20 protein-coding genes and 1 pseudogene are annotated in these 25,760 nt (G+C 70.0%); 14 read left to right on the top strand and 7 right to left on the bottom strand.

The genetic code is table 11. From position 1 onward, the window contains the following. Positions 1–94 precede the first annotated feature (94 nt). The 5 genes from ACIRHA_RS36700 (at position 95) to ACIRHA_RS36680 (ending at position 6,245) form a co-directional block, all read left to right on the top strand. A complete protein-coding gene (locus ACIRHA_RS36700) occupies positions 95–1,501 on the top strand; it encodes an ABC transporter substrate-binding protein (RefSeq protein ID WP_403855017.1) in 1,407 nt (468 codons plus the stop codon). Positions 1,502–1,508: 7 nt separating this feature from the next. After that, positions 1,509–2,912, top strand: coding sequence for a carbohydrate ABC transporter permease (locus ACIRHA_RS36695; protein ID WP_403855015.1), 1,404 nt, complete (start codon positions 1,509–1,511; stop codon positions 2,910–2,912). Continuing rightward, entirely contained in the window at positions 2,909–3,790 is an 882-nt protein-coding gene (locus ACIRHA_RS36690; RefSeq protein WP_403855013.1) for a carbohydrate ABC transporter permease, read from the top strand. The genes ACIRHA_RS36695 and ACIRHA_RS36690 overlap by 4 nt, the downstream gene beginning before the upstream one ends. A gap of 194 nt (positions 3,791–3,984) precedes the next feature. Continuing rightward, positions 3,985–4,827, top strand: a complete 843-nt coding sequence (locus tag ACIRHA_RS36685) for a class I SAM-dependent methyltransferase (protein ID WP_403855011.1) — start codon at positions 3,985–3,987, stop codon at positions 4,825–4,827. Between the two features lie 107 nt (positions 4,828–4,934). Then, complete coding sequence (locus tag ACIRHA_RS36680; protein ID WP_403855009.1) at positions 4,935–6,245, top strand: hypothetical protein; 1,311 nt, start codon at positions 4,935–4,937, stop codon at positions 6,243–6,245. A 36-nt stretch (positions 6,246–6,281) separates the two neighbouring features. Here the strand turns inward: ACIRHA_RS36680 and ACIRHA_RS36675 are convergent, their stop codons facing one another. Then, on the bottom strand, positions 6,282–6,695 hold the full coding sequence (locus ACIRHA_RS36675) for an organic hydroperoxide resistance protein (protein WP_266710896.1): 414 nt from the start codon (positions 6,693–6,695) through the stop codon (positions 6,282–6,284). Positions 6,696–6,808: 113 nt separating this feature from the next. Here ACIRHA_RS36675 and ACIRHA_RS36670 point away from each other — a divergent pair, with 113 nt between their 5' ends. Continuing rightward, positions 6,809–7,294 (top strand): MarR family winged helix-turn-helix transcriptional regulator, encoded by a 486-nt coding sequence (locus tag ACIRHA_RS36670; protein ID WP_403855008.1) that lies wholly within the window; start codon positions 6,809–6,811, stop codon positions 7,292–7,294. 163 nt (positions 7,295–7,457) lie between these two features. On the opposite strand, the pseudogene ACIRHA_RS36665 reads toward ACIRHA_RS36670, so the two are convergent. Next, a pseudogene (locus tag ACIRHA_RS36665) lies at positions 7,458–8,651 on the bottom strand (threonine/serine exporter ThrE family protein); the annotation flags it as partial. Between the two features lie 323 nt (positions 8,652–8,974). Between ACIRHA_RS36665 and ACIRHA_RS36660 the strand changes: the two are divergent. The 3 genes from ACIRHA_RS36660 to ACIRHA_RS36650 are packed head-to-tail and all read left to right on the top strand — an operon-like array spanning position 8,975 to position 10,707. After that, positions 8,975–9,358, top strand: coding sequence for a helix-turn-helix transcriptional regulator (locus ACIRHA_RS36660; protein ID WP_403855338.1), 384 nt, complete (start codon positions 8,975–8,977; stop codon positions 9,356–9,358). Positions 9,359–9,412: 54 nt separating this feature from the next. Beyond that, the gene (locus ACIRHA_RS36655) at positions 9,413–9,847 is read left to right on the top strand and encodes a VOC family protein (RefSeq protein WP_403855006.1); all 435 of its coding nucleotides are present in this window, start codon (positions 9,413–9,415) and stop codon (positions 9,845–9,847) included. After that, positions 9,844–10,707, top strand: coding sequence for a class I SAM-dependent methyltransferase (locus tag ACIRHA_RS36650; RefSeq protein ID WP_403855004.1), 864 nt, complete (start codon positions 9,844–9,846; stop codon positions 10,705–10,707). Before ACIRHA_RS36655 ends, ACIRHA_RS36650 begins: the two co-directional genes overlap by 4 nt. A gap of 70 nt (positions 10,708–10,777) precedes the next feature. On the opposite strand, the gene ACIRHA_RS36645 is transcribed toward ACIRHA_RS36650, so the two are convergent. After that, on the bottom strand, positions 10,778–11,401 hold the full coding sequence (locus ACIRHA_RS36645; protein WP_403855002.1) for a TetR/AcrR family transcriptional regulator: 624 nt from the start codon (positions 11,399–11,401) through the stop codon (positions 10,778–10,780). A gap of 145 nt (positions 11,402–11,546) precedes the next feature. Between ACIRHA_RS36645 and ACIRHA_RS36640 the strand changes: the two genes are divergently transcribed. Together ACIRHA_RS36640 and ACIRHA_RS36635 are read left to right on the top strand one after the other, a co-directional pair. Then, a complete protein-coding gene (locus tag ACIRHA_RS36640; protein WP_403855000.1) occupies positions 11,547–12,473 on the top strand; it encodes an ABC transporter permease in 927 nt (308 codons plus the stop codon). Next, positions 12,466–13,311, top strand: a complete 846-nt coding sequence (locus ACIRHA_RS36635; RefSeq protein WP_403854998.1) for an ABC transporter ATP-binding protein — start codon at positions 12,466–12,468, stop codon at positions 13,309–13,311. Before ACIRHA_RS36640 ends, ACIRHA_RS36635 begins: the two co-directional genes overlap by 8 nt. Before the next feature lie 71 nt (positions 13,312–13,382). Here ACIRHA_RS36635 and ACIRHA_RS36630 read toward each other — a convergent pair whose 3' ends face one another. Then, entirely contained in the window at positions 13,383–18,332 is a 4,950-nt protein-coding gene (locus tag ACIRHA_RS36630) for an NAD-glutamate dehydrogenase (protein ID WP_403854996.1), read from the bottom strand. Between the two features lie 464 nt (positions 18,333–18,796). Between ACIRHA_RS36630 and ACIRHA_RS36625 the strand changes: the two genes are divergently transcribed. Further along, on the top strand, positions 18,797–19,366 hold the full coding sequence (locus ACIRHA_RS36625; RefSeq protein ID WP_403854994.1) for a DJ-1/PfpI family protein: 570 nt from the start codon (positions 18,797–18,799) through the stop codon (positions 19,364–19,366). Between the two features lie 445 nt (positions 19,367–19,811). Here ACIRHA_RS36625 and ACIRHA_RS36620 read toward each other — a convergent pair whose 3' ends face one another. Together ACIRHA_RS36620 and ACIRHA_RS36615 are read right to left on the bottom strand one after the other, a co-directional pair. Next, entirely contained in the window at positions 19,812–20,477 is a 666-nt protein-coding gene (locus ACIRHA_RS36620; protein ID WP_403854992.1) for an HAD family hydrolase, read from the bottom strand. Between the two features lie 51 nt (positions 20,478–20,528). Beyond that, positions 20,529–21,047, bottom strand: a complete 519-nt coding sequence (locus tag ACIRHA_RS36615) for a DUF6912 family protein (RefSeq protein ID WP_403854990.1) — start codon at positions 21,045–21,047, stop codon at positions 20,529–20,531. A gap of 270 nt (positions 21,048–21,317) precedes the next feature. On the opposite strand from ACIRHA_RS36615, the gene ACIRHA_RS36610 reads away from it, so the two are divergent. Further along, the gene (locus ACIRHA_RS36610) at positions 21,318–21,776 is read left to right on the top strand and encodes an Rv3235 family protein (RefSeq protein ID WP_403854988.1); all 459 of its coding nucleotides are present in this window, start codon (positions 21,318–21,320) and stop codon (positions 21,774–21,776) included. Positions 21,777–21,879: 103 nt separating this feature from the next. Here ACIRHA_RS36610 and secA read toward each other — a convergent pair whose 3' ends face one another. After that, complete coding sequence (secA, locus tag ACIRHA_RS36605; RefSeq protein WP_403854986.1) at positions 21,880–24,699, bottom strand: preprotein translocase subunit SecA; 2,820 nt, start codon at positions 24,697–24,699, stop codon at positions 21,880–21,882. Positions 24,700–24,935: 236 nt separating this feature from the next. Here secA and ACIRHA_RS36600 point away from each other — a divergent pair, with 236 nt between their 5' ends. Beyond that, a complete protein-coding gene (locus ACIRHA_RS36600; protein WP_403854984.1) occupies positions 24,936–25,508 on the top strand; it encodes a GNAT family N-acetyltransferase in 573 nt (190 codons plus the stop codon). Positions 25,509–25,760 lie beyond the last annotated feature (252 nt).

The following is a 25,760-nucleotide window of genomic DNA, read 5'->3' as shown; positions in this document are numbered from 1 at the left end:
CCCTTGCCGCTCCTCCCTGGCCGGGCGTAGACCAGTGCCCACGGGACAGCGCTCAGTACGTACGTTCAGCGTTCAGGACGAGAACGGGGCAGTGATGGGCAGCACTCGCAGCACTCTTCACACGCGCATACGCATACGCACCCACGGCACCCACCGGACCCGCAGGGCCCTCGTGGGCATCGCCATCGGTTCCCTCGCACTCACGCTCACCGCCTGTGGAGGCGACGACGACAACGGCAAGTCCGGCGGAGACGGCAGCAAGTCACCCGCGTCCTCGCTCAAGCTGCCGAAGCTGAACGGCAAGTCACTGGAGATCGCCGCCGTGTGGACCGGCGACGAGCAGAAGAACTTCAAGCAGGTGCTCGCGGAGTTCGAGAAGCGGACGGGCGCCAAGGTCACCTTCGTCCCCGCCCAGGACCCGATCATCAACTTCCTCGGCTCGAAGGTGGCCGGCGGCGCCCCGCCGGACATCGCGATGCTGCCGCAGCCCGGCGCCATCAAGCAGGCCGTCGACAAGAAGTGGGCCAAGCCGCTGGGCGCGGACGTCCAGGCGCAGCTGAGCAAGAACTACGCCCAGGGCTGGCAGGACCTCGGCAAGGTCGGCGGCAAGAGCTACGGCGCGTACTACAAGGCGGCCAACAAGTCCCTGGTCTGGTACAACACCAAGGTCTTCGAGAACGCGGCCGCCAAGGAGCCGAAGACCTGGAAGGAACTCCTCGCCACCTCGCAGGCGATCTACGACTCCGGCGTCACGCCGTTCTCCGTCGGCGGGGCCGATGGCTGGCCGCTGACCGACTGGTTCGAGAACATCTATCTGTCGCAGGCGGGGCCCGAGAAGTACGACCAGCTCGCCAAGCACGAGATCAAGTGGACCGATCCGTCCGTGAAGGACGCGCTCACCACGCTCGCCCAGCTGTGGGGCAAGAAGGACTTCCTCGCCGGCGGCAACAAGGGAGCCGTGCAGACCGAGTTCACGAAGTCGGTCGAGCAGACCTTCACCGGTGGTGAGCAGCCCAAGGGCGCCATGGTCTACGAGGGCGACTTCGCGCAGGTCAACATCCAGCAGACCAAGGCGAAGGTCGGCACGGACGCGAAGGTGTTCCCGTTCCCCGCGGTCGGCTCCGGTGACAAGCCGGTGGTCAGTGGCGGCGACGCGGCAGTCATCCTCAAGGACTCCGAGGCGGCGCAGGCGCTCGTGACGTGGCTGGCATCCCCGGACGCCGCGACCATCCAGGCCAAGCTGGGCGGCTACCTCTCGCCCAACAAGAACGTGGACCTCGCCTCGTACCCGAACGCGGTGCAGCGCGAGATCGCCAAGGCTCTCGTGGGCGCGGGCGACGACTTCCGCTTCGACATGTCGGACCAGATGCCGCAGGCGTTCGGCGGGACGCCCGGCAAGGGCGAGTGGAAGGCGTTGCAGGACTTCCTGATGAACCCCAAGGACATCGCGGGCACCCAGCAGACCCTGGAGGCCGAAGCGGCCAAGGCGTTTAAGGACTGACGCGGCGATGACCTCCGCCACCGGCGGCGGCACCCCGGATTCCGGGGCTGCCGCCGCGACGTCACCACGCATCCGTAAGAGCGTCACCGGCACCCGCAAGTCCGTCGCCGGGCTCTTCCTGCTGCCCGCGCTGATCCTGCTCGGCGCTCTGGTCGTGTACCCGATCGGGTACTCGGTCATCCGGAGCTTCTTCAACGCGTCGGGCGGCTCGTTCATCGGGTTCGACAACTACGAGACGCTGTTCACGCGCGAGGACACCAAGGCCGCGATCAACAACAACATCTGGTGGGTGGTGCTCGCCCCGACGGTCGCCACGGCGCTCGGCCTGATCTTCGCCGTGCTCACCGAGCGGATCCGCTGGGCCACCGCGTTCAAGCTGGTCGTCTTCATGCCGATGGCCATCTCGATGCTGGCCGCGGGCATCATCTTCCGGCTCGTCTACGACCAGGACCCCGAGAAGGGCGCGGTGAACGCGGTCATGACGGGGGTGCACGACACGTTCGCCGACGCCTCCGCGTTCCCGAAGGCGCATCCGCGGGGCAACCAGACGCTGACCGGGAAGCCGGGGGGCCCGTACCTCACGAAGGAACCGGTGCGGGCCGGAACTCCCGTGCTGCTGCCCCTCGTTGGTGTCGCCGCCGACCAGATGCCCAAGGACGCGAAACCGGCGAAGGAGCCCGCCGCCGGGAAGGCCGGGGTCACCGGCACGGTGTGGCAGGACTTCACGCTCGGCAAGGGCGCGGGCGGCCTCAACAAGGTCGACGCGACCGAGGACGGCTACCCCGGCATGCGGATCGAGGCCGTCAAGGAAGGCAAGGTCGTGGCCTCCACGACGGCCGCCGCCGACGGCACCTTCGCCCTCCCGGCCAAGGCGGACGGCGCCCAACTCCGGCTTCCCGCAGCCAACTTCAAGGAGCCGTACAACGGCGCCGACTGGCTCGGCGACAAGAAGTTCTTCACGGTCCACCTCGGCGGATTCGATCTGTACCTCAACATCGTGACGACCTCGATCATGGTCGCGTACGTGTGGATGTGGGCCGGGTTCGCGATGGTGCTCATCGGGGCGGGGCTCGCCGGCATCCCGCGCGAACTCCTGGAGGCCGCCCGCGTGGACGGCGCCTCCGAGTGGCAGGTGTTCCGCCGGGTCACGGTGCCGCTGCTCGCGCCCGTGCTCGCGGTCGTCCTCGTCACGCTGATGATCAACGTACTGAAGATCTTCGACCTGATCTTCATCATCGCGCCGGGCTCCTCGCAGGACGACGCAAACGTGCTCGCCCTGCAGCTGTACCGCTCGGCGTTCAGCGAGGACAACGAGGGCCTGGCCAGCGCGATCGCGGTGCTGCTCCTGCTGCTCGTGATCCCGGTGATGTGGTTCAACTTGCGGCGGCTGCGGCAGGAGACACGGCGATGAGCACTCTCGACGAGAGCGTCAAGGCCCCACGCTCGCTCGCGCGCCGGATCGGCGACCTGCTCAGCGGCGGGTTCGTCCAGTTCGTGCTGCTGCTGGTCGGCGCGCTGTGGCTGGTGCCCACGATCGGCCTGCTGTTCTCCTCGCTGCGCTCCCCGGAGGACATGGCGGACAGCGGCTGGTGGACGGTGTTCAGCAAGCCGGCGCAGCTGACCTTCGAGAGCTACAGCAGCCTCCTGGAGAACTCGGACATCACGCGTTCCCTGGTCAACACGGCCCTGATCACGGTGCCCGCGACCCTGCTCGTGATCGTGATCGGCTCGCTGGCCGGCTACGCGTTCGCGTGGATGGAGTTCCCTGGCCGCGACTGGTGGTTCCTGATCGTGGTCGGGCTGCTCGTGGTTCCCGTGCAGGTCGCGCTGGTGCCGATCGCCCGGCTCTTCGGCGACATCGGCATCTTCGGCTCGATCCTCGGCGTGATCCTCTTCCACGTCGGGTTCGGGCTGCCGTTCGCGGTGTTCCTGCTGCGGAACTTCTTCGCGGAGATCCCGCGCGAACTCCTGGAGGCGGCCCGCCTGGACGGCGCGGGTGAGGTGCGCGTGTTCGTACGGGTCGTGATGCCGCTCGGCGCCCCCGCGATCGCCTCGCTCGGCATCTTCCAGTTCCTGTGGGTGTGGAACGACATGCTGGTCGCGCTGATCTTCACGGACACCGACAGCCAGCCGATCACGGTCGCGCTGCAGACCCAGGTGCGGCAGTTCGGCAACAACGTCGATGTGCTCGGTCCCGGCGCGTTCATCTCGATGGTGGTCCCGCTGGCCGTGTTCTTCGCGTTCCAGCGCCAGTTCGTGTCCGGAGTGATGGCGGGCGCCGTCAAGTAGGGCGGCGCATATGACCCGGGAGGATAGGAACAAGACACACAACCGGGATTTATCGAGCGAGAGGGTCTCCCGTTCCATCCCGGCCACCGCCCGGACACCCCGTGCACCTACCCAGAGCTGATGGCCTCCCGGGGCCGGCCGGCGAGCGCGTCGTCCGCCGGCCCCGCACCCACGTCATCCGTACTGGAGCTGACATGCAGCACGAGTCCCACACCGCGCCCGCCGAGCTGCCGCGCCCGGCCGCGCTCGACGACGTCAAAGGCTGGTTCCACAACATCGACCAGGTGCTCTTCGACTGGTTCCTGAGCCGGCAGCGCGCGCTCGGCCAGGGCGGGGATCTCCTCGAACTCGGCGTCTACCTGGGCAAGAGCGCCATCTTCATGGGGCAGTACCTGGAGGAGAAGGAGACCTTCACCGTCTGCGACCTGTTCGACTCACCCGCCGACGACAAGGCGAACGACAAGGAGATGAACAAGTCCTACAGCACCCTCACGCGTACCGCCTTCGAGGCCAACTACCAAGCGTTCCATGACGAGTTGCCCGAGGTGGTGCAGGGCCCCTCGCACGTGATCACGTCCCTGGTCGCCCCCGCCACCTGCCGCTTCGTTCACGTCGACGCCTCGCATCTGTACGAGCACGTGCACGGCGACATCGAGGCGTCCCGCGAACTCCTCGGCGAGGACGGCATCGTCGTACTCGACGACTTCCGCGCCGAGCACTGTCCCGGCGTCGCGGCCGCGACGTGGGGCGCCGTCGCCACGACAGGGCTCAAGCCGCTGTGCATCACGGCGACCAAGTTCTACGGGACGTGGGGCGCGTTCGAGCCGGTACGCACCGAGCTGGGCGCGATGCTCGCGGGGCGCGACGACTTCTGGCACGGCGCGGAGGAGGTCGCCGGGCACTCGATGATCCGTATCGACGGCCGGAAGGCAAAGCGCCCGGCCCAGCCGGTGTCGCGCCACGAGCCGGCCGCGTCGGCCGTGCCCACGCAGACCCCGCGCGCGAAGGGCCTGCTGCGCTCGCTGCTGGGCCGCTGACGCGGGAGCCCCGCCCTTCGTGGACCGGGACCGCGGGTCCTCACCCGCACGGCCCACGAAAGGCGGGGCGGACCGCCTCGGCGGGGCACGCATGCCCCATGCCGTACATGACGACCACCGCACTCGTCCGGGGAACGGCGCGCGGCGCGACGGCGCTGCGCGGCGGCCGGTTCTGGCGCCCGACGCCGTTCTTCGTCTTCGGCGGCCTGTTCTGGCTGCTGCTGACGCTCGCGTACTGGTGGGTGCCGATGGCCTACGACTACGGGCTGCACGCGGCGGTGATCGAACGCCTGAAGGTGAGCCTGCTGCACCCGCGCCACCCGCTGGTCGACCTGCCGGGCGCGGGCAACTGGTACGTCTCCTCCCCGTACGCGATGGTGGAGGGCGCCTTCGCGCGGGCGACGGGCCTGACGGGCTGGGAGGTCATGAAGCTCGCGGGCCCCGCCAATCTGCTGGTCCTGCTGACGGGCCTGCACCGCTTCGTCCGCACGCTCACGCAACGCCAATGGGCCCCGGTCCTCGCCCTGTTGACCCTGACGCTCCTCTGGGGCACGAGCACGCACTGGCAGACGGAACCGCTCGCGCTGCGCTCCCTGATGATCGACCTCGGCTACCCGTCGACGTTCGCGATCGGGCTCGCGTTCTGGGTGTGGGCGGGAGCGTGGCGGCTGCGACGGGAGTGGGCCAGGTGGACCGTGGCGGGGGTCGCGGCGGTGGGCCTGGTGTGGCTGTGGCCGGACTCGGACCCCGTGTCGCCGCACGTCCCGTGGCTCGCGCTGACCGGCCTCCCGCCGCTGTGGCTGCGCCTGCGCCGCGACCGCGGGGACCCGCTCGTCCTCCTGTGCGCGGCCGGCATCGCGGCCCTCGCGTACGCGGCTCTGGCCCACCCCTCCGCGTACGGCGCGGCCATGGTGCTCACGGTGGTGCCGCTCCAGCTCGCCCTGGCGATCGCCCTCGCGGCGCCCCGACCGTGGCCACGGCGGCGCAGGGTGCTCGGCGCGCTGGCGGCGGCGGGCGCGGCACTGGGCTTTCTGGCCACGGTCCTCGACCCGCCGCCGAGCTGGCCCGCGTACACCTGGGCGGCGCAGCACATCCCGCCCGGCGACGTGGTTCTGACGAACGGCTACCGCCCGACCCGCTCCCTGCCCGGACACGGGCCGACGCTGGTCGCGCCCGCCCGCCCCGACCCGGTCGTCGACAGCGCCGACCTGGACCGGCGCCGGGCGGCGGTGCGCGCCTACCTCTCCCCCGCGTCCACCCGCGCCGAACGGCAGGCCGTCGCCGACCGTTACCGCATCCGCTGGCTGCTGCTCGACCGGGCCGAGCGACTGCCGCCGGAGGCGGTACTGGTGGCGTGGAGTCCGCAGACGGGCGAGGTACTCGCGCGGATCAACGGCGGTTCATCCAGAGCCAGTTGACTCTCGACGCCCCGGCGTTCCGGCACCCCGGCATCCCTACTCGACGACGAGCTGCACGTCGATGTTGCCGCGCGTCGCGTTCGAGTACGGGCACACCTGGTGCGCCTGCTCGACCAGCTTGCGGCCGGTCTCGGCGTCGACCGACTCGGGCAGCTCGACGCGGAGCACGACGGCGAGCCCGAAGCCCTCGCCCTGCTTGCCGATGGAGACCTCGGCCGTGACGGCGGCGTCGGCGACGTCCACCTTGGCGCTCCGGCCGACGAGCCCGAGCGCACTGCCGAAGCAGGCGGCGTAACCGGCGGCGAAGAGCTGCTCCGGGTTGGAGCCCTGACCGTTGCCGCCCATCTCCGTCGGGATGCCGAGCTGAAGATCGATCACGCCGTCCGAGGAGACGGCGCGCCCGTCGCGGCCGTGGGTGGCGGTGGCGACGGCGGTGTAGATGGCGTCCATGGGGGACCTGCCTCTCGGTCGATGAACCTCTTGGTGAGTCACTTCCTACCCCTCAAATAGAGCACACAATTCAGTTGTGCACAACTGAATCGCGCGAGCGCTACCCTGGATGCATGCCCAGCACGCCGAGCACTCCCAGTACCCCCAGCGCCGACGAATTCCTCCGGCTCGACCGCCAGATCTGCTTCTCGCTCAACGCGGCGTCGCGCGCCTTCGGCGGCATCTACCGGGTACTGCTCAAGGATCTGGGCCTCACGTACCCCCAGTACCTGGTCATGCTGGTGCTCTGGGAGGCCGCCCCCGAGGAGGGCCCGCTCCCGGTCAAGCGCCTCGGGGAACGCCTCCGCCTCGACTCCGGCACACTCTCCCCGCTCCTCAAGCGCCTGGAGACGAACGGCCTCGTACGCCGCGAGCGCAGCGCCACGGACGAACGCTCGGTGACGGTCGCCCTCACGACGTCCGGCACGGCACTCAAAACCCACGCTTCCGAGGTCCCCCGCAAGATCGCCACAGCAACAGGCTTCGACCTGAAGGAAATAGAAGACCTCCGCTCCCGCCTCGACCGCCTGACCCACGCCTTGGACTCCGCCGCCCTCTGACACCCAAGCCCCGCCAATTCAAGCCCCGCCGGCGATTGAGGCGCGGGGCCCGGGGCAGAGCCCCGTGACGTCCACCCCGGCGCGGCGCCACTACACCGGAACCCGAGGAACCCGCCCCCCGGACCCTCCGGAAGAGCTGCGCCGCCTCCCCCGCAAGACCCACCCCCACCGCGATCGCCAACGTCACCGCCGCCGCATGCACAAGCCCCCCGACCCCCGCCGTGGTCCGCCCGGAGGCAAGCGCGGCCAACGCCACGTACAACGCACTGCCCGGCAGCAACGGCGCGATACCGGGAACGACGAGCGGCAGCGCGGACTCCCGCCGCCGCCGGCCCACGGCATGCGCGGCGCACCCGACCCCCGCCGCCACCACCGCCGTACCGACGAGCGAGGGAAGCCCGAGGACGGCGAACTCGGCCGCCACCATGAACCCGCCGAGCCCGAGCAGCGCCGCGGGCACCCAGTCGCGCCGCGGCGTCCGCGCCCGCGCCGCCACGGCCACCGAGAACACGGCGGCACCCACGACGGGCGCCCCCAGATACTCGGCCCGCTCGGCCGTCGGCACTACCGGCGCCTCGAACCCGACGAGCCGCCCTACGCCGAGCACGGCCACCACACCCGTGACGACGGCGGCGAACACCAGCATCGCGTCGAAGAGCCGCCCGAGGGCGGTCAGATAGTGCCCGGTGAGCGCGTCCTGCACGGCGCTGACGAAGGTGACGGTCGGCAGCAAACCCAGCACCCCGGCGACCACGACGGACTGCACGGTCGTCGGCGGCGCGCTGTGGCTGATCGCGACGGCGAGCACGGCGGTCGGCATCGCGGCGACGGCCGACCGGTAGAACGCGGGGACGCCGTTGCGCCCCAACCAGCCGCTCAGCAGCGCCCCGAGCAACCCGGCGACGAACGCGCACACCGAGGTCAGCGCGCCACCACCGAAGGCGATACCACCACCGGCCGCGACGAACCCGGTCTGCACCGGCACGCGGCACAACGCCCACCGCCCCCGCTCCACCGGCGCGTCGAGGATCCGGGCGATCGCGGCCCGCGCCTCGCCAAGGTCCAACTGCCGCGCGCTGATCCGCTCCACGAGCGCGTGAATGCGCCCCAGCATCCGGAAGTCGGTGGCGTGCTTGCGGATCACCCGGTTCGCGTGCAGCGGCGTCAGCTCGCCGGGCGCGTGCGCGGACAGCGACACGGAGGCGAGCGTGACGCCCGGCTCGCAGTAGCTGAGCCCGTACGTCTCGGCGACGACCAGCATCCCGGCGACGGCTTCCTCCGCGGAGGCCCCGTACGACAGGAGCGCCTCGCCGAGCCGCGTCGCGAGCTCGGCGACGCGGGCGCCGTAGGCCTCCATGTCGGCCCGCCCGTCGTCGTGCAGCAGCTCGCCGCCGTACCCGTAACTTCTGATCGGTTCGATGCCGCGCAGCCGGGGCAGCGCTTTGGTGAGCCAGGGGTCGGAGCGGTCGACGGAAGCGACGGAAGCGACGGAACGAGTCCTCGAAAGCATACAAATGGAGCGTAACGGACATCACACTTAAACGACTTAAGAGTTTCGTGCCAGGATGCGCAGCGATGGACGGACCCAAGAGCAGGGCCACGGAAGGCAGAGCCGCGGACGGCAGGGCCGCGGACGGACACCTCGCACACCTCCGGCGGCTCCGCGCCGCCAAGGACGTGATGGACCGCGACTGGGCCGACGAGACCCTGGACCTGGACGCGGTGGCGGCCCGCGCCGGCTACTCGCGCTCGCACTTCGTCCGCGTCTTCAAGACGGCCTACGGACGGACCCCCGGCCAGTACCTCTCCCAGCGCCGCATCGAACGCGCGGCGGAGATGCTGCGCACCTGCGACCTGAGCATCACCGAGATCTGTCACCTGGTCGGCTTCGCCGGCCTCGGCACGTTCACGACGCGCTTCAAGCAGCACATGGGTCAGACCCCTGGCGAGTACCGCCGGTCGAAGATCGCCCGCGGGGCGGCACTCATCCCGGGCTGCTACGCCCTGCTGTGGGCAGGCGGCTTCCACCCCACCAAAGACAGCAATTCTGAAGAAGCCGACTGACACTCCCGCTGCCTACGGTGGACCGACCAGGACAAGCACACCGCGGGAGCACCCATGATCAAAGGCGTCGGCATCACCACCATCTGGACGCTCGACCAGGAGCGTACGAAGACGTTTTTCACCGAGAAGCTCGGCATGGAGCTCCGCACCGACATGTCCATGGGCGACTCCCGCTGGATCACCGTCGGGGCCAAGGGCCAGCCGGAATTGGAGCTCGCGCTCATGCGCCCCGACGGCCACGGTGTCGACCCCGAGTCCGCCAGGGCCCTCGCAGAACTGGTCACCAAGGGCGTCCTCGGCGGCGTCGCGCTGCGCACGGACGACTGCCGCGGCGACTACGAGACGTTCAGGGCGCGCGGCGTCGAGTTCCTCCAGGAACCGAAGGAACGCCCGTACGGCACCGAGGCCGTCTTCCGCGACGACAACGGCAATTGGTACTCGCTGACCGAGCGCAACGAGGAACTCGACCTCACCAAGGAGTGGGCGTGAGTACGCAGCCGTCCCCGGCGCCCGCACCCGACAACACGGCGGAGCGCTGCGCACTGTGGCGCGCGATGCACGTCCAGGTCGACGACGCGCCGCACGTACTGGAGGACGAGGTGGGCCTGCGCCTCCTCGCCCCCGCTCCCGACTGGCGCGAGCGCCCCGACATGGAGCCGACGGCGACCCGCGGCTTCCGTGCCGCGATGGTCTCGCGGGCCCGCTTCATCGAGGACCTCGTGGAGCGGGAGTCGGAGCGCGGCGTCGACCAGTACGTCATCCTCGGCGCGGGCCTGGACACGCTGGCCCAGCGCCGCCCCGGACTCGTCGCCCGCCTCGACATCTACGAGGTCGACCAGCCGGGCCCGCAGTCCTGGAAGCGCGCCCGCCTGGAAGCACTCGGCTACGGCGTGCCGCCCCGCCTGCACCTCGTCCCCGTCGACTTCGAGGCGCGGGAGTCCTGGTGGGACGGGCTCACGGCGGCCGGTTTCGATCCGCGCCGGCCGGCGGTCGTCGTCTCGACGGGCGTCGTCATGTACCTCACCCGCGAGGCCACCGCCGCCACCCTGGAACAGATCGCGCAGCTGGCCCCGGGCTCCACCCTCGCGCTCTCCTTCATCCTCCCCGCCGACCTCCTCGACGCGGCGGACCGGTCGGGCATGGAGACCAGCAAGAAGGGCGCGAGCGCCGCCGGCACGCCCTTCCTCAGCTTCTACGCCCCCGAGGACATGCTCACCCTGGCCCACGAGGCAGGCTTCAGGACGGCCGAACACACCCCGGGCACGCACCTCGCGACCCGCTACTTCGCGGCGCGCGAGGACGCCCTGCGCCCGTCGAGCGGCGAGGACTTCCTCCTGGCCACCACCTGACCCGCGAGCCGCCGACGCCGGGACTGTGACGTGCAATGACGACCGGATCGTCATTGCACGTCACAGTCCCTCACAGCTCCTTGAGCGCCGCGGCCGTCGCCGCCGACAAGCGCTGAAGGTGCCCCTTCGGCAGCTTCGGCGTGCGGACCACCACCGCGCGCCAGTACAGCGGGCCCGAGATCAGGTCGAGCGCCAGGTCCTCGTCGAGGCCCTCGCGCAGCTCCCCGCGCTCCACCGCCGCCCGTACGATGCCGCTCGCCACTCCGTGCTGACCCTCGCGCAGCGCCTTCTGCAGGGCCTCGGCGATCTCCGGATTGCGGGCCGCCTCCGCCTGGAGGTCGGGGATGACCTGGCCGGCCACGGGGTGACGCAGCGCGCGTGACGTGACCTCGTAGAGGAGACGGAGGTCGGCCTCCAGGGAGCCGGTGTCCGGGGCGGGCAGGCCCTGCACGGCGATCGCCGAGACCAGGTCGAGGACCAGGTGGAGCTTGGACTTCCAGCGGCGGTAGACCGCCGTCTTGCCGACGCCCGCGCGGCGCGCGATGCCCTCGATGGACATGCGCGCGTAGCCGACCGAGGCCAGCTCCTCGAAGACGGCCGCGCGGATGGCCTCCGTCACGTCCTCGCGCAGGACGGCCGCGCCGGCGGGGGCCCTGCGGCGCGTCGGCTTCGAAGAGTCGGCGTTGGTCGTCATATGGCAAAGCATAGGACGGCCACGACGAAACGGTTGCGTTCCGACGTCGATCCGCCCTACTCTCACGTCACGACGATACGGGCCCGTCCCGACGTGAACGGCAGCTGAACAGCCGGAGCCGAACCCCCGACCGAAAGCAGCGGATGTGAGCCAGGTCCTGGACACGCCTTCCCCGCAGGAGGCACCGCGGTCCGTCCCCGTCCCCGAGGATCCGGCGGCCCTGGCCGCCCGGTACGGGCTGAGCGTCAGCGGCGCGCGGCCCTCGCTGCCCGCGTACGTACGTCAGCTCTGGCAGCGCAGGCACTTCATCACGTCCTTCTCGACCGCCAAGCTCACCGCCCAGTACAGCCAGGCGAAGCTCGGGCAGGTCTGGCAGGTGCTCACGCCGCTGCTGAACGCGGCGGTGTACTACCTCATCTTCGGCAAGCTCATGGGCACCAGCCGGGGCGTGCCGGACTACATCCCGTTCCTGGTCACGGGTGTGTTCGTGTGGACGTTCACGCAGTCGTCCGTGATGGCCGGGACGAAGGCGATCTCCGGAAACCTCGGGCTCGTGCGGGCCCTGCACTTCCCGCGGGCGGCGCTCCCGGTCTCGTTCTGCCTGCAGCAGCTCCAGCAGTTGCTGTTCTCCATGTGCGCGCTGGTGGTCATCCTGCTGGCGACGGGCGTGCCGCCCGCGCCGTCCTGGGTGCTCGTGGTGCCCGCGCTCACGCTTCAGTTCATGTTCAACACCGGGCTCGCGCTGATCATGGCGCGGCTCGGCTCGAAGACCCCGGACCTCGCGCAGCTGATGCCGTTCCTGCTGCGTACGTGGATGTACGCGTCCGGCGTGATGTGGAGCCTGACCCGGCTGACGGAGGGGCGCGGCATGCCGGCGGTCGTCACGACGCTGCTCCAGGCCAACCCGGCCGCCGTCTACATCGACCTGATGCGCTTCGCGCTCATCGACAGCTTCACCGCGGGTCAACTGCCGCCGCACATCTGGGCGCTGGCGGCCGGCTGGGCACTGCTCGCCGGAATCGGCGGGTTCATCTACTTCTGGAAGGCCGAGGAGACGTACGGACGTGGCTGACAACACCAGCGAGCAACGAGTACCCACCGTCATCGCCGACGGCGTCGACATCGTCTATCGCGTCAACGGGACCGGCGCGGGCCGCGGCGCCGCGACCGCCGCCCTCAACCGCATCCTCGGCGGCAGGAAGAAGGCCGAGAAGCGGGCGGGTGTGCGGAAGGTGCATGCCGTGCGGGACGTCTCGTTCACCGCCTACCGCGGCGAGGCCATCGGGCTCATCGGGACCAACGGGTCGGGGAAGTCCACCCTGTTGAAGGCCGTCGCCGGGCTGCTGCCGACCGAGAACGGGCACATCTACACCGACGGGCAGCCCTCGCTGCTCGGCGTCAACGCGGCCCTCATGAACGACCTCACCGGCGAGCGCAATGTACGGCTCGGCGGGCTCGCGATGGGCATGTCCCGCGAGCAGGTGCGGGACCGGTACGACGAGATCGTCGACTTCTCCGGGATCAACGAGAAGGGCGACTTCGTGACGTTGCCGATGCGGACCTATTCGTCCGGCATGGCGGCTCGGCTGCGGTTCTCGATCGCCGTCGCGAAGGAACATGACGTGCTGTTGGTCGACGAGGCGCTGGCCACGGGCGACCGGTCGTTCCAGAAGCGGTCCGAGCAGCGGATCAAGGAGCTGCGGCAGCGTGCGGGGACCGTTTTCCTCGTCAGCCACAGCAACAAGTCCATCCGCGACACCTGCGACCGGGTGCTGTGGCTGGAGCGCGGCGAGCTGCGGATGGACGGGCCGACCGAGGATGTCCTCAAGGAGTACGAGGCGTTCACCAATGCCGCGGGCCCGGCCAAGCCGAAGCCGAAGGCCAAGGCGAAGGCGCCCGTCGCCGCGTAGGTCCTCTCCGTACGGAAAAGGGGGCGCCCCGGGCCGGATTCCGGCCCGGGGCGCCCCCTTTCGCGTATCCGCTACGAGTGCGTACGCAGCAGCGTGCGCATCGTGCGCATGGCGACCGAGAGGTTCGCCAGGTCGAACGAGTCCGAGCCCTGGATCTCCTCCAGGGTCGAGCGCGCCCGGCCCAGGATCGCCGCGTTCTTCTCCTCCCACGCCTTGAACCGCTGCTCCGGCGTCGAGGTCCCGTTGCCCGCCGCCAGCACGTCGGCGGTGAGCGCGGCGTGCGCCGCGTACAGGTCCTCACGGATCGACGCGCGGGCCATGGACTGCCAGCGGTCGGAGCGCGGCAGCTCGATGATGCGGTCCATGAGCTGGGTGATGGAGAGCCGGTCCCCGAGGTCGTAGTAGACCTCGGCGACGGACAGCGCGTCCTTGCCCGTACGGTCGGCGATCTGCACGATGTCGAGCGTCGGGAACGCGGACGAGAACCCGGCGACGCGCTCCGCCAGCTCCTCCGGCACACCCGCGCCGGTCAGCTCGTCGACGATGCCCTGGTACCACTCGGCGTCGGCGCCGCGCAGCATCTTCGGCATCTCGGCCCAGACCTTGGTGACGTCTTCCTTGAAGAAGTCGATGGTCTCGGCCAGCTGGAGCGGCTGCGGGCGGTTGTTGAGCAGCCACCGCGTGCCGCGCTCGACGAGGCGGCGCGAGTGCAGCCGGATCCGGGTCTGGACGTCGGCGGCGACGACATTGTCGAGCGCCTCGACCGCGTCCCACACCTCGCTGAGGCCGAAGATCTCGCGCGCGGCGAGCTGCGCCCGCACGATCTCCTCCAGGGACGCGCCCGTCTCCTCACGGAGGCGGTGCAGGAACGTCGAACCGCCCGTGTTCACCGTGTCGTTGACGAGGACCGTCGTGATGATCTCGCGGCGCAGCGCGTGCCCGTCGATCGCCTCGGCGTACTTCTCGCGCAGCGGCTTCGGGAAGTAGGTGTGCAGCAGGCGGCGCAGGTAGTCGTCGTCGGGCAGGGACGTCTGGATCAGCTCGTCCGCCGCCGTGATCTTCGTGTACGCGAAGAGGACGGCGAGCTCCGGCTGGCTCAACCCCCGGCCGGAGTTGAGGAGTTCACGGATCTGCCGGTCGTTCGGCAGGAACTCCAGGCCCCGGTCGAGGTGGCCCTGCTTGCCGAGGCGGCGCATGAACCGCTGGTGGGCGTGGAGCAGGGACGGCGCCTGGGCGCAGGAGTTGGCCAGTGCCGTGTTCTGCGCGTAGTTGTTGCGCAGCACCAGGTGGCCGACCTCGTCCGTCATGGCGGCGAGCAGCTTGTTGCGCTGCTTGACCGTCATGTCGCCGTCGGAGACCAGACCGTTGAGCAGGATCTTGATGTTCACCTCGACGTCCGAGGTGTTGACGCCGGCGCTGTTGTCGATGGCGTCGGTGTTCACCCGGCCGCCGCTGCGGGCGAACTCGATGCGGCCCAGCTGGGTCGCGCCGAGGTTGCCGCCCTCGCCGATGACCTTGGCGCGCACGTCCTGGCCGTCGACGCGGATCGGGTCGTTGGCCTTGTCGCCGACGTCCGCGTTGGACTCGACCGACGACTTGACGTACGTACCGATGCCGCCGTTCCACAGCAGGTCGACGGGCGCCTGGAGGATGGCCTTCATCAGCTCGGCCGGGGTCATCTTCGCCTGGCCGGACTCGATGCCGAGGGCCTCGCGGATGTGCGCGTTGAGCTGGATCGACTTGGCGGAGCGCGGGAAGATGCCGCCGCCCGCCGAGATCAGCTCCTTGTTGTAGTCCGCCCACGAAGAGCGCGGCAGCTCGAACATCCGGCGGCGCTCGGCGTAGCCGGTGGCCGCGTCCGGCTTCGGGTCGATGAAGATGTGCCGGTGGTCGAAGGCGGCGACCAGGCGGATGTGCTCGGAGAGCAGCATGCCGTTGCCGAACACGTCACCGGACATGTCACCGACGCCGACGACCGTGAAGTCCTCGGACTGGCTGTCGACGCCCAGCTCCCGGAAGTGCCGCTTCACGGACTCCCAGGCGCCGCGGGCGGTGATGCCCATGCCCTTGTGGTCGTAGCCGGCCGAGCCGCCGGAGGCGAACGCGTCACCGAGCCAGAAGTTGTACGACTCGGCGACCTGGTTCGCGATGTCCGAGAAGGACGCCGTGCCCTTGTCGGCCGCGACCACGAGGTACGTGTCGTCCTCGTCGTGACGGACGACGTCGGCGGGCGGCACGACCTCGCCGCCGACCAGGTTGTCGGTGATGTCGAGCAGCGCCGAGATGAACGTCTTGTAGCTCGCGATGCCCTCGGCCATCCAGGCGTCGCGGTCCACCGACGGGTCGGGGAGCTGCTTGGCGACGAAGCCGCCCTTGGCGCCGACCGGCACGATGACGGTGTTCTTCACCATCTGCGCCTTCACCAGGCCGAGGATCTCCGTACGGAAGTCCTCCCGCCGGTCCGACCAGCGCAGGCCACCGCGCGCGACCTTGCCGAAGCGCAGGTGCACGCCCTCGACGCGGGGCGAGTACACCCAGATCTCGTACGCGGGCCGCGGCGCGGGCAGGTCCGGGATGGCCTGCGGGTCGAACTTCATGGAGACGTACGCGTGCGGCTTGCCGCCCAGCGCCTCCTGGAAGAAGTTCGTGCGCAGCGTCGCCTTGATGACCGTGAGGAAGGACCGCAGGATCCGGTCCTCGTCGAGGGACGCCACCTGGTCGAGGGCGCCGTCGACCTCCTCGAGCAGCCCGTCGATCAGCTCGGTCCCGGCGCGCTGCCGGTCCGGCGACATCCGCGCCTCGAACAGCGACACCAGCAGGCGCGTGGTGTGCACGTTCGTCCGGAGGGTGTCCTCCATGTAGTCCTGGCTGAAAGTGGACCCCGCCTGGCGCAGGTACTTGGCGTACGCGCGCAGCACCATCGCCTGACGCCAGTTCAGACCGGCGCCCAGGACGAGGGAGTTGAAGCCGTCGTTCTCGGCGAGGCCGGTCCAGGTGGCGGCGAAGGCGTCCTGGAAGCGCTCGCGGCCGTCGGCCCCGAGGTCGTCGCCGTTGCCGTTCGCCGGCTTCGGCATGCGCAGGCCGAAGTCGTAGATCCACGCGGTCTTGCGGTCGCTGCAGCGCAGCTCGTACGGGCGCTCGTCGGTGACCTCGACGCCCAGGCGCTGGAGCACCGGCAGGACGGCGGAGAGCGAGACGGGCGCGCCGATCCGGTAGATCTTGAAGCGGCGCTCGCCGGGGGCCGCGCCCACCGGCTCGTACAGGGAGAGCTCGAAGTCCTTGTTCTCCTGCGTGAGCTGTTCGAGGTGGACCAGGTCGGCCACGGCGGCGCGCGGCGAGTGGTCGGCCTTGAAGCCCTCGGGGAACGCCTGGCCGTAGCGGCGCAGCAGTTCGGCGGCGCGCTCCTCACCGCACTCGGCGTTCAGCGCCTCCCCGAAGCCGTCGGCCCAGGAGCGGGCGGCCTCGACGAGGCGGGCCTCGATGCGGTCCTTGTCGGCGTCGGAGAGCTCCGGCAGCTCGGTGCCCTGCGGAACGCGGACGACGAAGTGCAGCCGGGAGAGGATCGACTCGGTGTTCCACGCGGTGAAGTCGACGCTGGTGCCGCCGAGCTCCTCCTTGAGGATGTCGATGATCCGCAGCCGCACGCCCGTGGTGTAGCGGTCGCGCGGCAGGTAGACGAGCGCCGAGTAGTAGCGGCCGTACTCGTCCTGGCGCAGGTAGAGCCGCAGCCGGCGGCGCTCCTGGAGGTAGAGGACGGACGTCACGATGGAGCGCAGCTCGTCGGCGGGCGTCTGGAACAGCTCGTCGCGCGGGTACGTCTCCATGATCTGCATCAGGTCGCGGCCGTCGTGGCTGTTGGGCGAGAAGCCCGCGCCCTTGAGGACTTCCTGGACCTTGCGCCGGATGACGGGGACGCGGCGCACGCTCTCGGTGTACGCGGCGGAGGAGAACAGGCCGAGGAAGCGCCGCTCGCCGACGACATTGCCCTCGGCGTCGAACTTCTTCACGCCGACGTAGTCGAGGTAGCTCGGCCGGTGCACGGTGGCGCGGCTGTTGGCCTTGGTGAGGACCAGCAGGCGGTGCTCGCGGGCCTTGGCCCGGGCGTCGACCGGCAGGCGGTTGAAGGACGGCGAGACCGGGTGGTGCTCGTCGCGCTCGTGGTGCGGGTCGGAGCGCAGGATGCCGAGTCCGGTGCCGGGCACGGCGGCCAGCGAGTCGTCCTCGGAGAGGTTGTACTCGCGGTACCCGAGGAACGTGAAGTGGTCGGCGGCCAGCCAGCGAAGGAGTTCGCGGGCCTCCTCGACCTCCTGGTCGGGCAGGTCGCCCGCGGTCGGCTCGCTCGGCAGCTCCTCGGCGATGCGCAGCGCCGAGTCCCGCATCTTCTCCCAGTCCTCGACGCACTCCCGTACGTCGGACAGGACGCGCAGCAGGTCGGAGGTGATCTGCTTGAGGTCGGCGCGGTCGGTCTCGCGGTCCATCTCGACGTGGATCCACGACTCGGTGAGCACGTCGTGGCCCTCGGCGGACGTACCGGCCGGCAGCACCTCGAGGAGCTTGCCGGTGACATCGCGCCGGACGGTGATCTGCGGGTGGATGACGACGTGGATGCCACGCCCCTGCCGCGACAGCTCGTTGGTGACGGAGTCCACCAGGAACGGCATGTCGTCCGTGACGACCTCGACGACGGAGTGGCTGCAGGTCCAGCCGTTCTCCTCGACGGTCGGCGTGTGCACCTTCACGTTGGCCGTGCCCTGCGGGCGGTTCTCCGCGAGGCGGTAGTGCGAGTGTGCGGCCCCGAAGACATCGACCGGGTCGCGGTCGCTCAGGTCCTCCGGTGCGGTGTGCAGGTAGTAGCGCTGGAGGAACGCGAGCACGCTGTCGGTATCGGTGGTGGTTCCGGCGGCTTGCGTGCCCTTGCCCGTCGCCCCGGTCGGTAGGTTCCCCCCTACCGGGCTGTTCTCAGCTACCCGTGCGGCCCTGGTGAGCAGCTCGGCTTTGGCTTCGTCCAGCTTGGTCTGCATTGTCCTCTGGCTCCTGTCGCGCGCCGTTGCGAGACGTAGATGTCGCGTAGATGAATCGCTCGACACAACGCCTCGACGCGGGGTTTCCGGTCTGAGACGACGTTATGCCGGGATGAGAGAAGAGCGGACCACAATGCGCCGTTTTCAACGAAGAGGCCATCCGCCCGAAATGATCAGCGACTGAGCGCCGGGCACGACCACTGCTGTGGCGGGTCGTGAGCTCCCGGCGCGGGCAGGGGGCGACGATGCCCCCGCGAGATATCGCGCTGATCACGGCACCAGGCTATCGCTCCCCGAGGGGGCGTCGTCATGAGCCGCTTGTGTACAAAACAGGGGGTCGAACTTTGACAGTCTGCACAGAACCCCTGAAGCCCTTGCGTAGTACGGGCTCTTGCCAGCCGAGCGGCGTGGCGACACGTTGGGCGCACGACACGGCGGATCCCGGCGAGGGGAGCGTGTGACCAATGGCACCCAAAATCCTGATCGTCACCGGCGACGCGGCGGAGTCGCTGGAAGTCCTGTACCCGTACCAGCGGCTGCGCGAGGAGGGTTACGAGGTCGACATCGCGGCCCCGACCCGCAAGAAGCTCCAGTTCGTGGTCCACGACTTCGAACCCGGCTTCGACACGTACACGGAGAAGCCCGGCTACACCTGGCCCGCCGACCTGGCCTTCTCGGAAGTCGACCCGGGCCAGTACGCCGCTCTGGTGATCCCGGGGGGCCGGGCGCCGGAGTACCTGCGCGCGGACGCCGAACTCCGCAAGATCATCAAGTCCTTCTTCGACACCGACAGGCCCGTCGCGCAGATCTGCCACGGCCCGCTCCTGACGGCGGCGGTGGACGCGCTGCGGGGCCGGCGCGTCACGGCGTACCCGGCGCTCGAGACGGACATGCAGGCGGCGGGGGCCGCCTTCCGGGACACAGAGGTGGTCGTCGACGGCACGCTGGTCTCCTCCCGCGCCTGGCCGGACCACTCCCACTGGATGCGGGAGTTCCTCACGGTGCTGCGGGCGAAGGCGCCGGCCGGCGGGTAGACGGGTGCGGTGGCTGCCCCGCCGACGAGGGCAGCCACCGAAACGCGCGGTGCCCCGGACGCAGCGACGAGGGGCCGATGCCACGACAGCCGTGGGGAGTTGACCATTGCCGTCCGGCGCCCCGCCGCGCCATTCCTCCAGAGCACGCGACACCTCTACACCCTGCCGGTCCCGCCACTCATCGACATCGGTATCGCCGGGGACCCGTATACGCATCTACACGCGGGGCCCGGGATCCGTATACCTAAATCACTCCTCGCCGGCGCTCGAGCCCGATCAAGCCCCTGCGGCGATTGAGCAGGCCTTTCGAGCCCCTGCGGCGATTGAGCAGACCTTTTCAAGCCCCGCGGCGACCGGGCAAGCCATTCAAGCCCCTGCGGCGATTGAGCAGCGGGGTCCGGGGCAGAGCCCCGATCTTTAGGCCCACCGGCGACCGGGACACGACTCAGGCCGCCGCAACCATCCGCTCCGCCTCACGCACCGCATCCGCCAACGTGTCGACGACAGGCGCCCCCACCCCTTCGAGGCTGGCCCGACTGTGCGACCCACCGGTATAGAGCACAGCCCGCGCCCCCGCGGCAATCGCCGCCACCGCATCATCAGCCGCATCCCCGATGACCACAGTCCGCTCCGGAGCCACACCGTCGAGAACCCCCAGGTGCCGCACCATGTACTCGGTCTTGCTCCCCCCGGAGGGCCCCGTCCGCCCGTCGACCCGCACGAACCGCTCCGCGATCCCCAACTGCCGTACCAGCGGCACGAGTTCCTCGTGCCCCGCCATGCTGAGGATGGACTGACTGCGCCCGGCCTCCTGCCAGCCGGCCAGCAGCAGCTCGACGCCCTCGGTGAGCCTGCAGTCCACCGCGTACCGCGCGTAGTGCTGGTGGAACGCGCCGTCCATCGCCACCCACTCGGCCTCGGTGGGCAGCCGGCCCATCATCCGCTCGTAGAACTTGGGGATGGGTATGCAGTACAGCTCGCGGTACTTCTCCAGCGTGATCGGCTCAAGACCGACCGCCGCGAAGGCCGCGTTGCTGGCGCGGATGACGGCGTCGTTGTCATGGAACAGCGTGCCGTTCCAGTCCCAGACGATGTGCGTACCTGTGCGCATCCCGAAGTCACTCCCCATGACAAGAAACTACCCACCCTTGAGCCGGGTCCCTCAGCGTTCGCCCTCACCCACGAGGCCCGGGATCTCCTGCGTGGCGAACCACAGCAGGTCGTGGTCCTCGGCGCCGTCCACGACGAACTGCGCGTCGTCGTCGCCCCGGTCGGCCGCGGCGAGCGCCTCGGCGGCGGCCGTGACCTCGGCGTCGGCATCGCCCGAGTCGACGTGCACGGCGGCGACCTTCGCCAGCGGCACGGTCTCGCGCACCGTCAGCTCGCCGAGCGCGGCCGGGTCGATCCCCCGGTCCGGGTCGGCGACGGCAGCCCCGTCCGGCACGTCCACGGCGACGACGACGCGGCGGCGCGCGGCGCCGGGATCGGCGGCGACGAGCCGCAGCGAGGCGAGTGCGGCCCGGTTGAGCGCCGCGTACTCCAGCTCCTCGACGTCATCGGACAGGTACCACTCGCGCAGCGCGGGCGTCACGGCGAAGGCGGTGACGGGCGCGGGCCCGATCTCGCCGGCCTTGTACGCCTCTGCGAGTCGAGGCAGGGACAGAGGTACGTACACGCGCATGGTCCGGCTGCTTTCTGCTCTGCGTCGGGGGCTTCAGGATACGTGGGGGCGTCCCCCTTCGGGCCGCCGCCCGCGTCCGCCCGGACGTCAACACCCGCCCCCGGCCGACCCACGTACGTCCCCGGGGGCCCGACCCGCGCGCCGCCCCGGTCACCCTGATAGGCGAACCCGCCGCCGCACCCCGGCGCCGCCTGCCGGCCCTTGCCGCCGCCCCCTTCGACCTCGTACAAGATCCCCACGAGGAGTTACCGGCCGGTATCAGGAGGCGTCGTGCAGAAGGTCATGAACAGGCGGGGGCCACGCGGGATCACCCGGCCGCCCACCCGCCGCGACACCCGGCGCCCCGGCGCGGGACCACGGCGCGTCCCGCCACAGGTCCCGCCGCACCCCACCGAGCTGTTCACGCAGCGCCTGCTCCAGGTGCTCAGCGGCGACAGGCCCCTGCACTGGTTCGCCCGCCACGCCGCACACCAGGGCTTCGACGACCTGCTGTGGCTGGTGGAACGCCGCGCCCTGCTGCCCGGCGCGGGGCCCCGGCCGACCGTGCACGGCGTCGGCCACTTCGAACCCGCCCCCGGCAGCTACGAGGTGTTCGCCCGCATCGCGGTCGGCCCCCGACTCCACGCCCTGGCCTTCCGCCTCAGCCTCGGCGAGGACCACCGCTGGCGCTGCACAGCCGTGGAACTGGGCGGCCGCCCACCGCGGGAGCCCCGGAACGGCGACGAGTGACGCAGCCCGCCCCAGAACGCGTGAAGGGGCTGGGCACCCCGTGCCCAGCCCCTTCACGCACCGTGTCGCACGCCGCTTCACGCACCGTGTCGCGCGCCGCGCGTCACTTCTTGCGGCGGCGGCCCTTCTGCTGCTTGCGCCGCTCCGCGCGGGTCATCCCGTCCGCCGCGGAGCGCGTGGGCCCGCCCTCGGTCACGAAGTCGCCCTCGTCGACACCGCCCTCGGCGTTCGGCGCCTGGAAGTGCAGCCGGTCGGGGCGCTGCGGAGCGTCCAGGCCCTTGGCCCGGATCTCCGGGCGGCCACCGGCCTGCGCGGGCACGGCGTCCTGGCTGTCGGCCTTGTCGAGCGACGCGGCGGGCTTGGAGTCCTCCACCGGGACCTCCTCGACCTGCTGCTCGACCTGGACCTCCAGGTTGAACAGGTAGCCGACGGACTCCTCCTTGATGCCCTCCATCATGGCGGTGAACATGTCGAAGCCCTCGCGCTGGTACTCGACCAGCGGGTCCTTCTGCGCCATGGCCCGCAGGCCGATGCCCTCCTGGAGGTAGTCCATCTCGTAGAGGTGCTCACGCCACTTGCGGTCGAGCACACTCAGCACGACCCGGCGCTCCAGCTCCCGCATGATCTCGGAGCCGAGCTGCTCCTCGCGCTCCTCGTACTGCGCGTGGATGTCGTCCTTGACGGCCTCGCCGATGAACTCGGCGGTGAGGCCGGCCCGGTCCCCGACCTCCTCCTCGAGCTCCTCCACGGTGACCTTGACCGGGTAGAGCTGCTTGAACGCGCCCCACAGCCGGTCGAGGTCCCACTCCTCGGCGAAGCCCTCCGCGGTCTCGGCACCGATGTAGGCGTCGATCGTGTCGTCCATGAAGTGCTGCACCTGCTCGTGCAGGTCCTCGCCCTTCAGGACACGGCGGCGCTCACCGTAGATGACCTCGCGCTGCCGGTTGAGCACCTCGTCGTACTTCAGGACGTTCTTACGCGTCTCGAAGTTCTGCTGCTCGACCTGCGACTGCGCGGAGGCGATGGCGCGGGTCACCATCTTGTTCTCGATCGGTACGTCGTCCGGCACATTGGCCATCGACATCACGCGCTCGACCATCTGCGCCTTGAAGAGCCGCATGAGGTCGTCACCGAGCGACAGGTAGAAGCGGGACTCACCCGGGTCGCCCTGACGGCCGGAACGACCGCGCAGCTGGTTGTCGATACGCCGCGACTCGTGCCGCTCCGTACCGAGTACGTAGAGCCCGCCGAGGTCCTTGACCTCCTCGAACTCGGCCCGCACCGCCTGCTCCGCCTTCTCCAGCGCGGCGGGCAGCGCGGCCGCCCACTCCTCGACGTGCTCGACCGGGTCGAGGCCGGCCTGGCGCAGCTCGGCCTCGGCGAGGTCGTCCGGGTTGCCGCCGAGCTTGATGTCGGTACCACGACCGGCCATGTTCGTGGCGACGGTGACGGAGCCCTTGCGGCCTGCCTGGGCGATGATCGCGGCCTCACGATCGTGCTGCTTCGCGTTCAGCACTTCGTGCTGAACACCGCGCTTGTTGAGCTGCTGCGACAGATACTCGGACTTCTCGACGGACGTCGTACCCACCAGGATCGGCTGACCCTGCCCGTGCTTCTCCGCGATGTCGTCGACCACCGCGTCGAACTTGGCGACCTCGGTGCGGTAGATCAGGTCGGCCTGGTCCGCACGGACCATCGGCTTGTTGGTCGGGATCGGGACGACGCCGAGCTTGTAGATCTGGTGGAACTCGGCGGCCTCGGTCATCGCCGTACCGGTCATGCCGGAGAGCTTCTCGTAGAGCCGGAAGAAGTTCTGAAGGGTGATGGTGGCGAGGGTCTGGTTCTCATCCTTGATGTCGACCCCTTCCTTCGCCTCGATCGCCTGGTGCATGCCCTCGTTGTAGCGGCGGCCGGCGAGGATACGGCCGGTGTGCTCGTCGACGATCATGACTTCGCCGTCGATGACGACGTAGTCCTTGTCCTTCTTGAAGAGTTCCTTGGCCTTGATCGCGTTGTTCAGGTAACCCACGAGCGGCGTGTTGACCGACTCGTAGAGGTTGTCGATCCCGAGCCAGTCCTCGACCTTGGCCACACCCGGCTCGTGGATGGCCACGGTGCGCTTCTTCTCGTCGACCTCGTAGTCGCCGGTCTCCTCGATGCCCTTCAGGGTGTTGCCCGCCTCGCCCTTCTTGAGGCGCGTGACGAGCTTGGCGAAGTCGCCGTACCACTTCGTGGCCTGGTCGGCGGGGCCGGAGATGATCAGCGGCGTACGGGCCTCGTCGACGAGGATGGAGTCCACCTCGTCGACCACCGCGAAGTTGTGGCCGCGCTGGACGAGCTCGTCCTGGGACCACGCCATGTTGTCGCGGAGGTAGTCGAAGCCGAACTCGTTGTTCGTGCCGTACGTGATGTCGCAGTTGTACTGCTCGCGGCGCTCCGCCGGCGTCATGTTGGCAAGAATGCAGCCGACGGACAGGCCGAGGAACTTGTGAACACGGCTCATCAGCTTGGACTGGCTCTCGGCCAGGTAGTCGTTCACCGTGATCAGGTGGACGCCCTTGCCGGACAGCGCGTTCAGGTACGTCGGCAGCGTGCCGACCAGGGTCTTGCCCTCACCGGTCTTCATCTCCGCCACGTAACCGAGGTGGAGCGCGGCGCCGCCCATCAGCTGCACGTCGTACGGGCGCTGGCCCAGCACGCGCCGGGCGGCCTCACGGACGGTGGCGAACGCCTCGGGCAGCAGGTCGTCGAGAGTCTCCCCGTCCTCCAACCGCTGCTTGTACTCGTCCGTGAGGGCGCGCAGCTCGGCGTCGGAGAGACTCTCGAAGTCCTCTTCGATGGAGTTGACCTGGTCCGCGATGCGGTGCAGCTTGCGCAGGATCTTGCCTTCGCCTGCACGCATGATCTTCTGGAGGACGGACACGGGGGTTGGTCTCCTTGCCGGTCGGGCCTGGCACGGTCGGTTTCTCTAAAACGTCTAGGTATTACTGGGGACTACTGGAACTACTAAGGACTACTAGAGCAACGGCCATCGTATGCGAGGACCCCACCGTGCCGGGAGGTCTGCCATCACGTCCAACGCGCGGGCCGCCGCGAAGGTGCCGGTACAGCCCACGAAAAGTCATGGCGCCCCTGCCGCGTGCCGAGCAGAATCGGGCGATGGACCCCGTGACGCTCGCCACCGACCGCCTGCAGCTGCGCACCTTCGTGCCCGCCGACATCGACGAGGTGTACGTCGCGGCCCAGGACCCCGACATCCAGCGCTGGACCACGATTCCCTCGCCGTACGCGCGCGTGGACGCCGAATACTTCATCAACCGCGTCGTCGCGGACGGCTGGCTCGGTGACACGGAGTACACCTTCGCGATACGGACCGAGGCCCGCGGCCCGGTGGTCGGTGCGGTCGCGCTCCACCACCCGCGCGCGGGTGCCTGGGAAATCGGCTTCTGGACGGCCAAACGGTTCCGCGGCCGCGGCTATATGACGGAGGCCGTCCTGGGCGTGGCCCGCTGGGCCTTCACCGACCTCTCCTGTTCGCGCCTGGAGTGGCGCGCGGAGGTCGGCAACGTGGGCTCCCTCACGGTGGCGGAACGCGCGGGCTTCACCCTGGAGGCCACCCTCCGCGCGGCCATGCCCAACAAGGGCGTCCTACGCGACTGCTGGCTCGCCTCCCTCCTCCCCACCGACCTCTCCCTCCCCACCCCCCTCCCCTACCTCCCAGCCCCCAACTGACCCAGCCCTTGCCGCCCCGGCCGCCTTCCCGGCCGCCTTGGGCACCCTGCCGCCAGGGGCGGCAGGGTGGGCAAGGCGGCACCCCGGCGCCGGGCAGGCGCTACGGTCGGCCCCCACCCCGCCGCAGCCGGAAACCCCGGTGCCGGTCAGCCACCACGGTCAGCGCCCACCCCGCCACAGCCGGAAACCCCGACGCCGCGCACCCCACCCTCGGCACTCCACCCTCGGCCCCCACCCCGTTGTCAGACCCTC

It is taken from the genome of Streptomyces sp. NPDC102360 (assembly GCF_044766085.1).
In the GTDB taxonomy this organism is placed as follows: domain Bacteria; phylum Actinomycetota; class Actinomycetes; order Streptomycetales; family Streptomycetaceae; genus Streptomyces.
This window is presented reverse-complemented; position numbering and strand designations above follow the sequence as displayed.

Excerpts from the sequence above, each read along its gene's own strand:
- ACIRHA_RS36670 (WP_403855008.1), top strand. The coding sequence starts at position 6,809 with ATGCCCAGCACGCCGAGCACTCCCAGTACCCCCAGCGCCGACGAATTC.
- ACIRHA_RS36620 (WP_403854992.1), bottom strand. The coding sequence starts at position 20,477 with ATGCGCACAGGTACGCACATCGTCTGGGACTGGAACGGCACGCTGTTC.
- ACIRHA_RS36630 (WP_403854996.1), bottom strand. The coding sequence starts at position 18,332 with ATGCAGACCAAGCTGGACGAAGCCAAAGCCGAGCTGCTCACCAGGGCC.
- ACIRHA_RS36675 (WP_266710896.1), bottom strand. The coding sequence starts at position 6,695 with ATGGACGCCATCTACACCGCCGTCGCCACCGCCACCCACGGCCGCGAC.
- ACIRHA_RS36695 (WP_403855015.1), top strand. The coding sequence starts at position 1,509 with ATGACCTCCGCCACCGGCGGCGGCACCCCGGATTCCGGGGCTGCCGCC.
- ACIRHA_RS36615 (WP_403854990.1), bottom strand. The coding sequence starts at position 21,047 with ATGCGCGTGTACGTACCTCTGTCCCTGCCTCGACTCGCAGAGGCGTAC.
- ACIRHA_RS36645 (WP_403855002.1), bottom strand. The coding sequence starts at position 11,401 with ATGACGACCAACGCCGACTCTTCGAAGCCGACGCGCCGCAGGGCCCCC.
- ACIRHA_RS36700 (WP_403855017.1), top strand. The coding sequence starts at position 95 with ATGGGCAGCACTCGCAGCACTCTTCACACGCGCATACGCATACGCACC.
- ACIRHA_RS36660 (WP_403855338.1), top strand. The coding sequence starts at position 8,975 with ATGGACCGCGACTGGGCCGACGAGACCCTGGACCTGGACGCGGTGGCG.
- ACIRHA_RS36600 (WP_403854984.1), top strand. The coding sequence starts at position 24,936 with ATGGACCCCGTGACGCTCGCCACCGACCGCCTGCAGCTGCGCACCTTC.
- ACIRHA_RS36685 (WP_403855011.1), top strand. The coding sequence starts at position 3,985 with ATGCAGCACGAGTCCCACACCGCGCCCGCCGAGCTGCCGCGCCCGGCC.
- ACIRHA_RS36655 (WP_403855006.1), top strand. The coding sequence starts at position 9,413 with ATGATCAAAGGCGTCGGCATCACCACCATCTGGACGCTCGACCAGGAG.
- ACIRHA_RS36690 (WP_403855013.1), top strand. The coding sequence starts at position 2,909 with ATGAGCACTCTCGACGAGAGCGTCAAGGCCCCACGCTCGCTCGCGCGC.
- ACIRHA_RS36680 (WP_403855009.1), top strand. The coding sequence starts at position 4,935 with ATGACGACCACCGCACTCGTCCGGGGAACGGCGCGCGGCGCGACGGCG.
- ACIRHA_RS36625 (WP_403854994.1), top strand. The coding sequence starts at position 18,797 with ATGGCACCCAAAATCCTGATCGTCACCGGCGACGCGGCGGAGTCGCTG.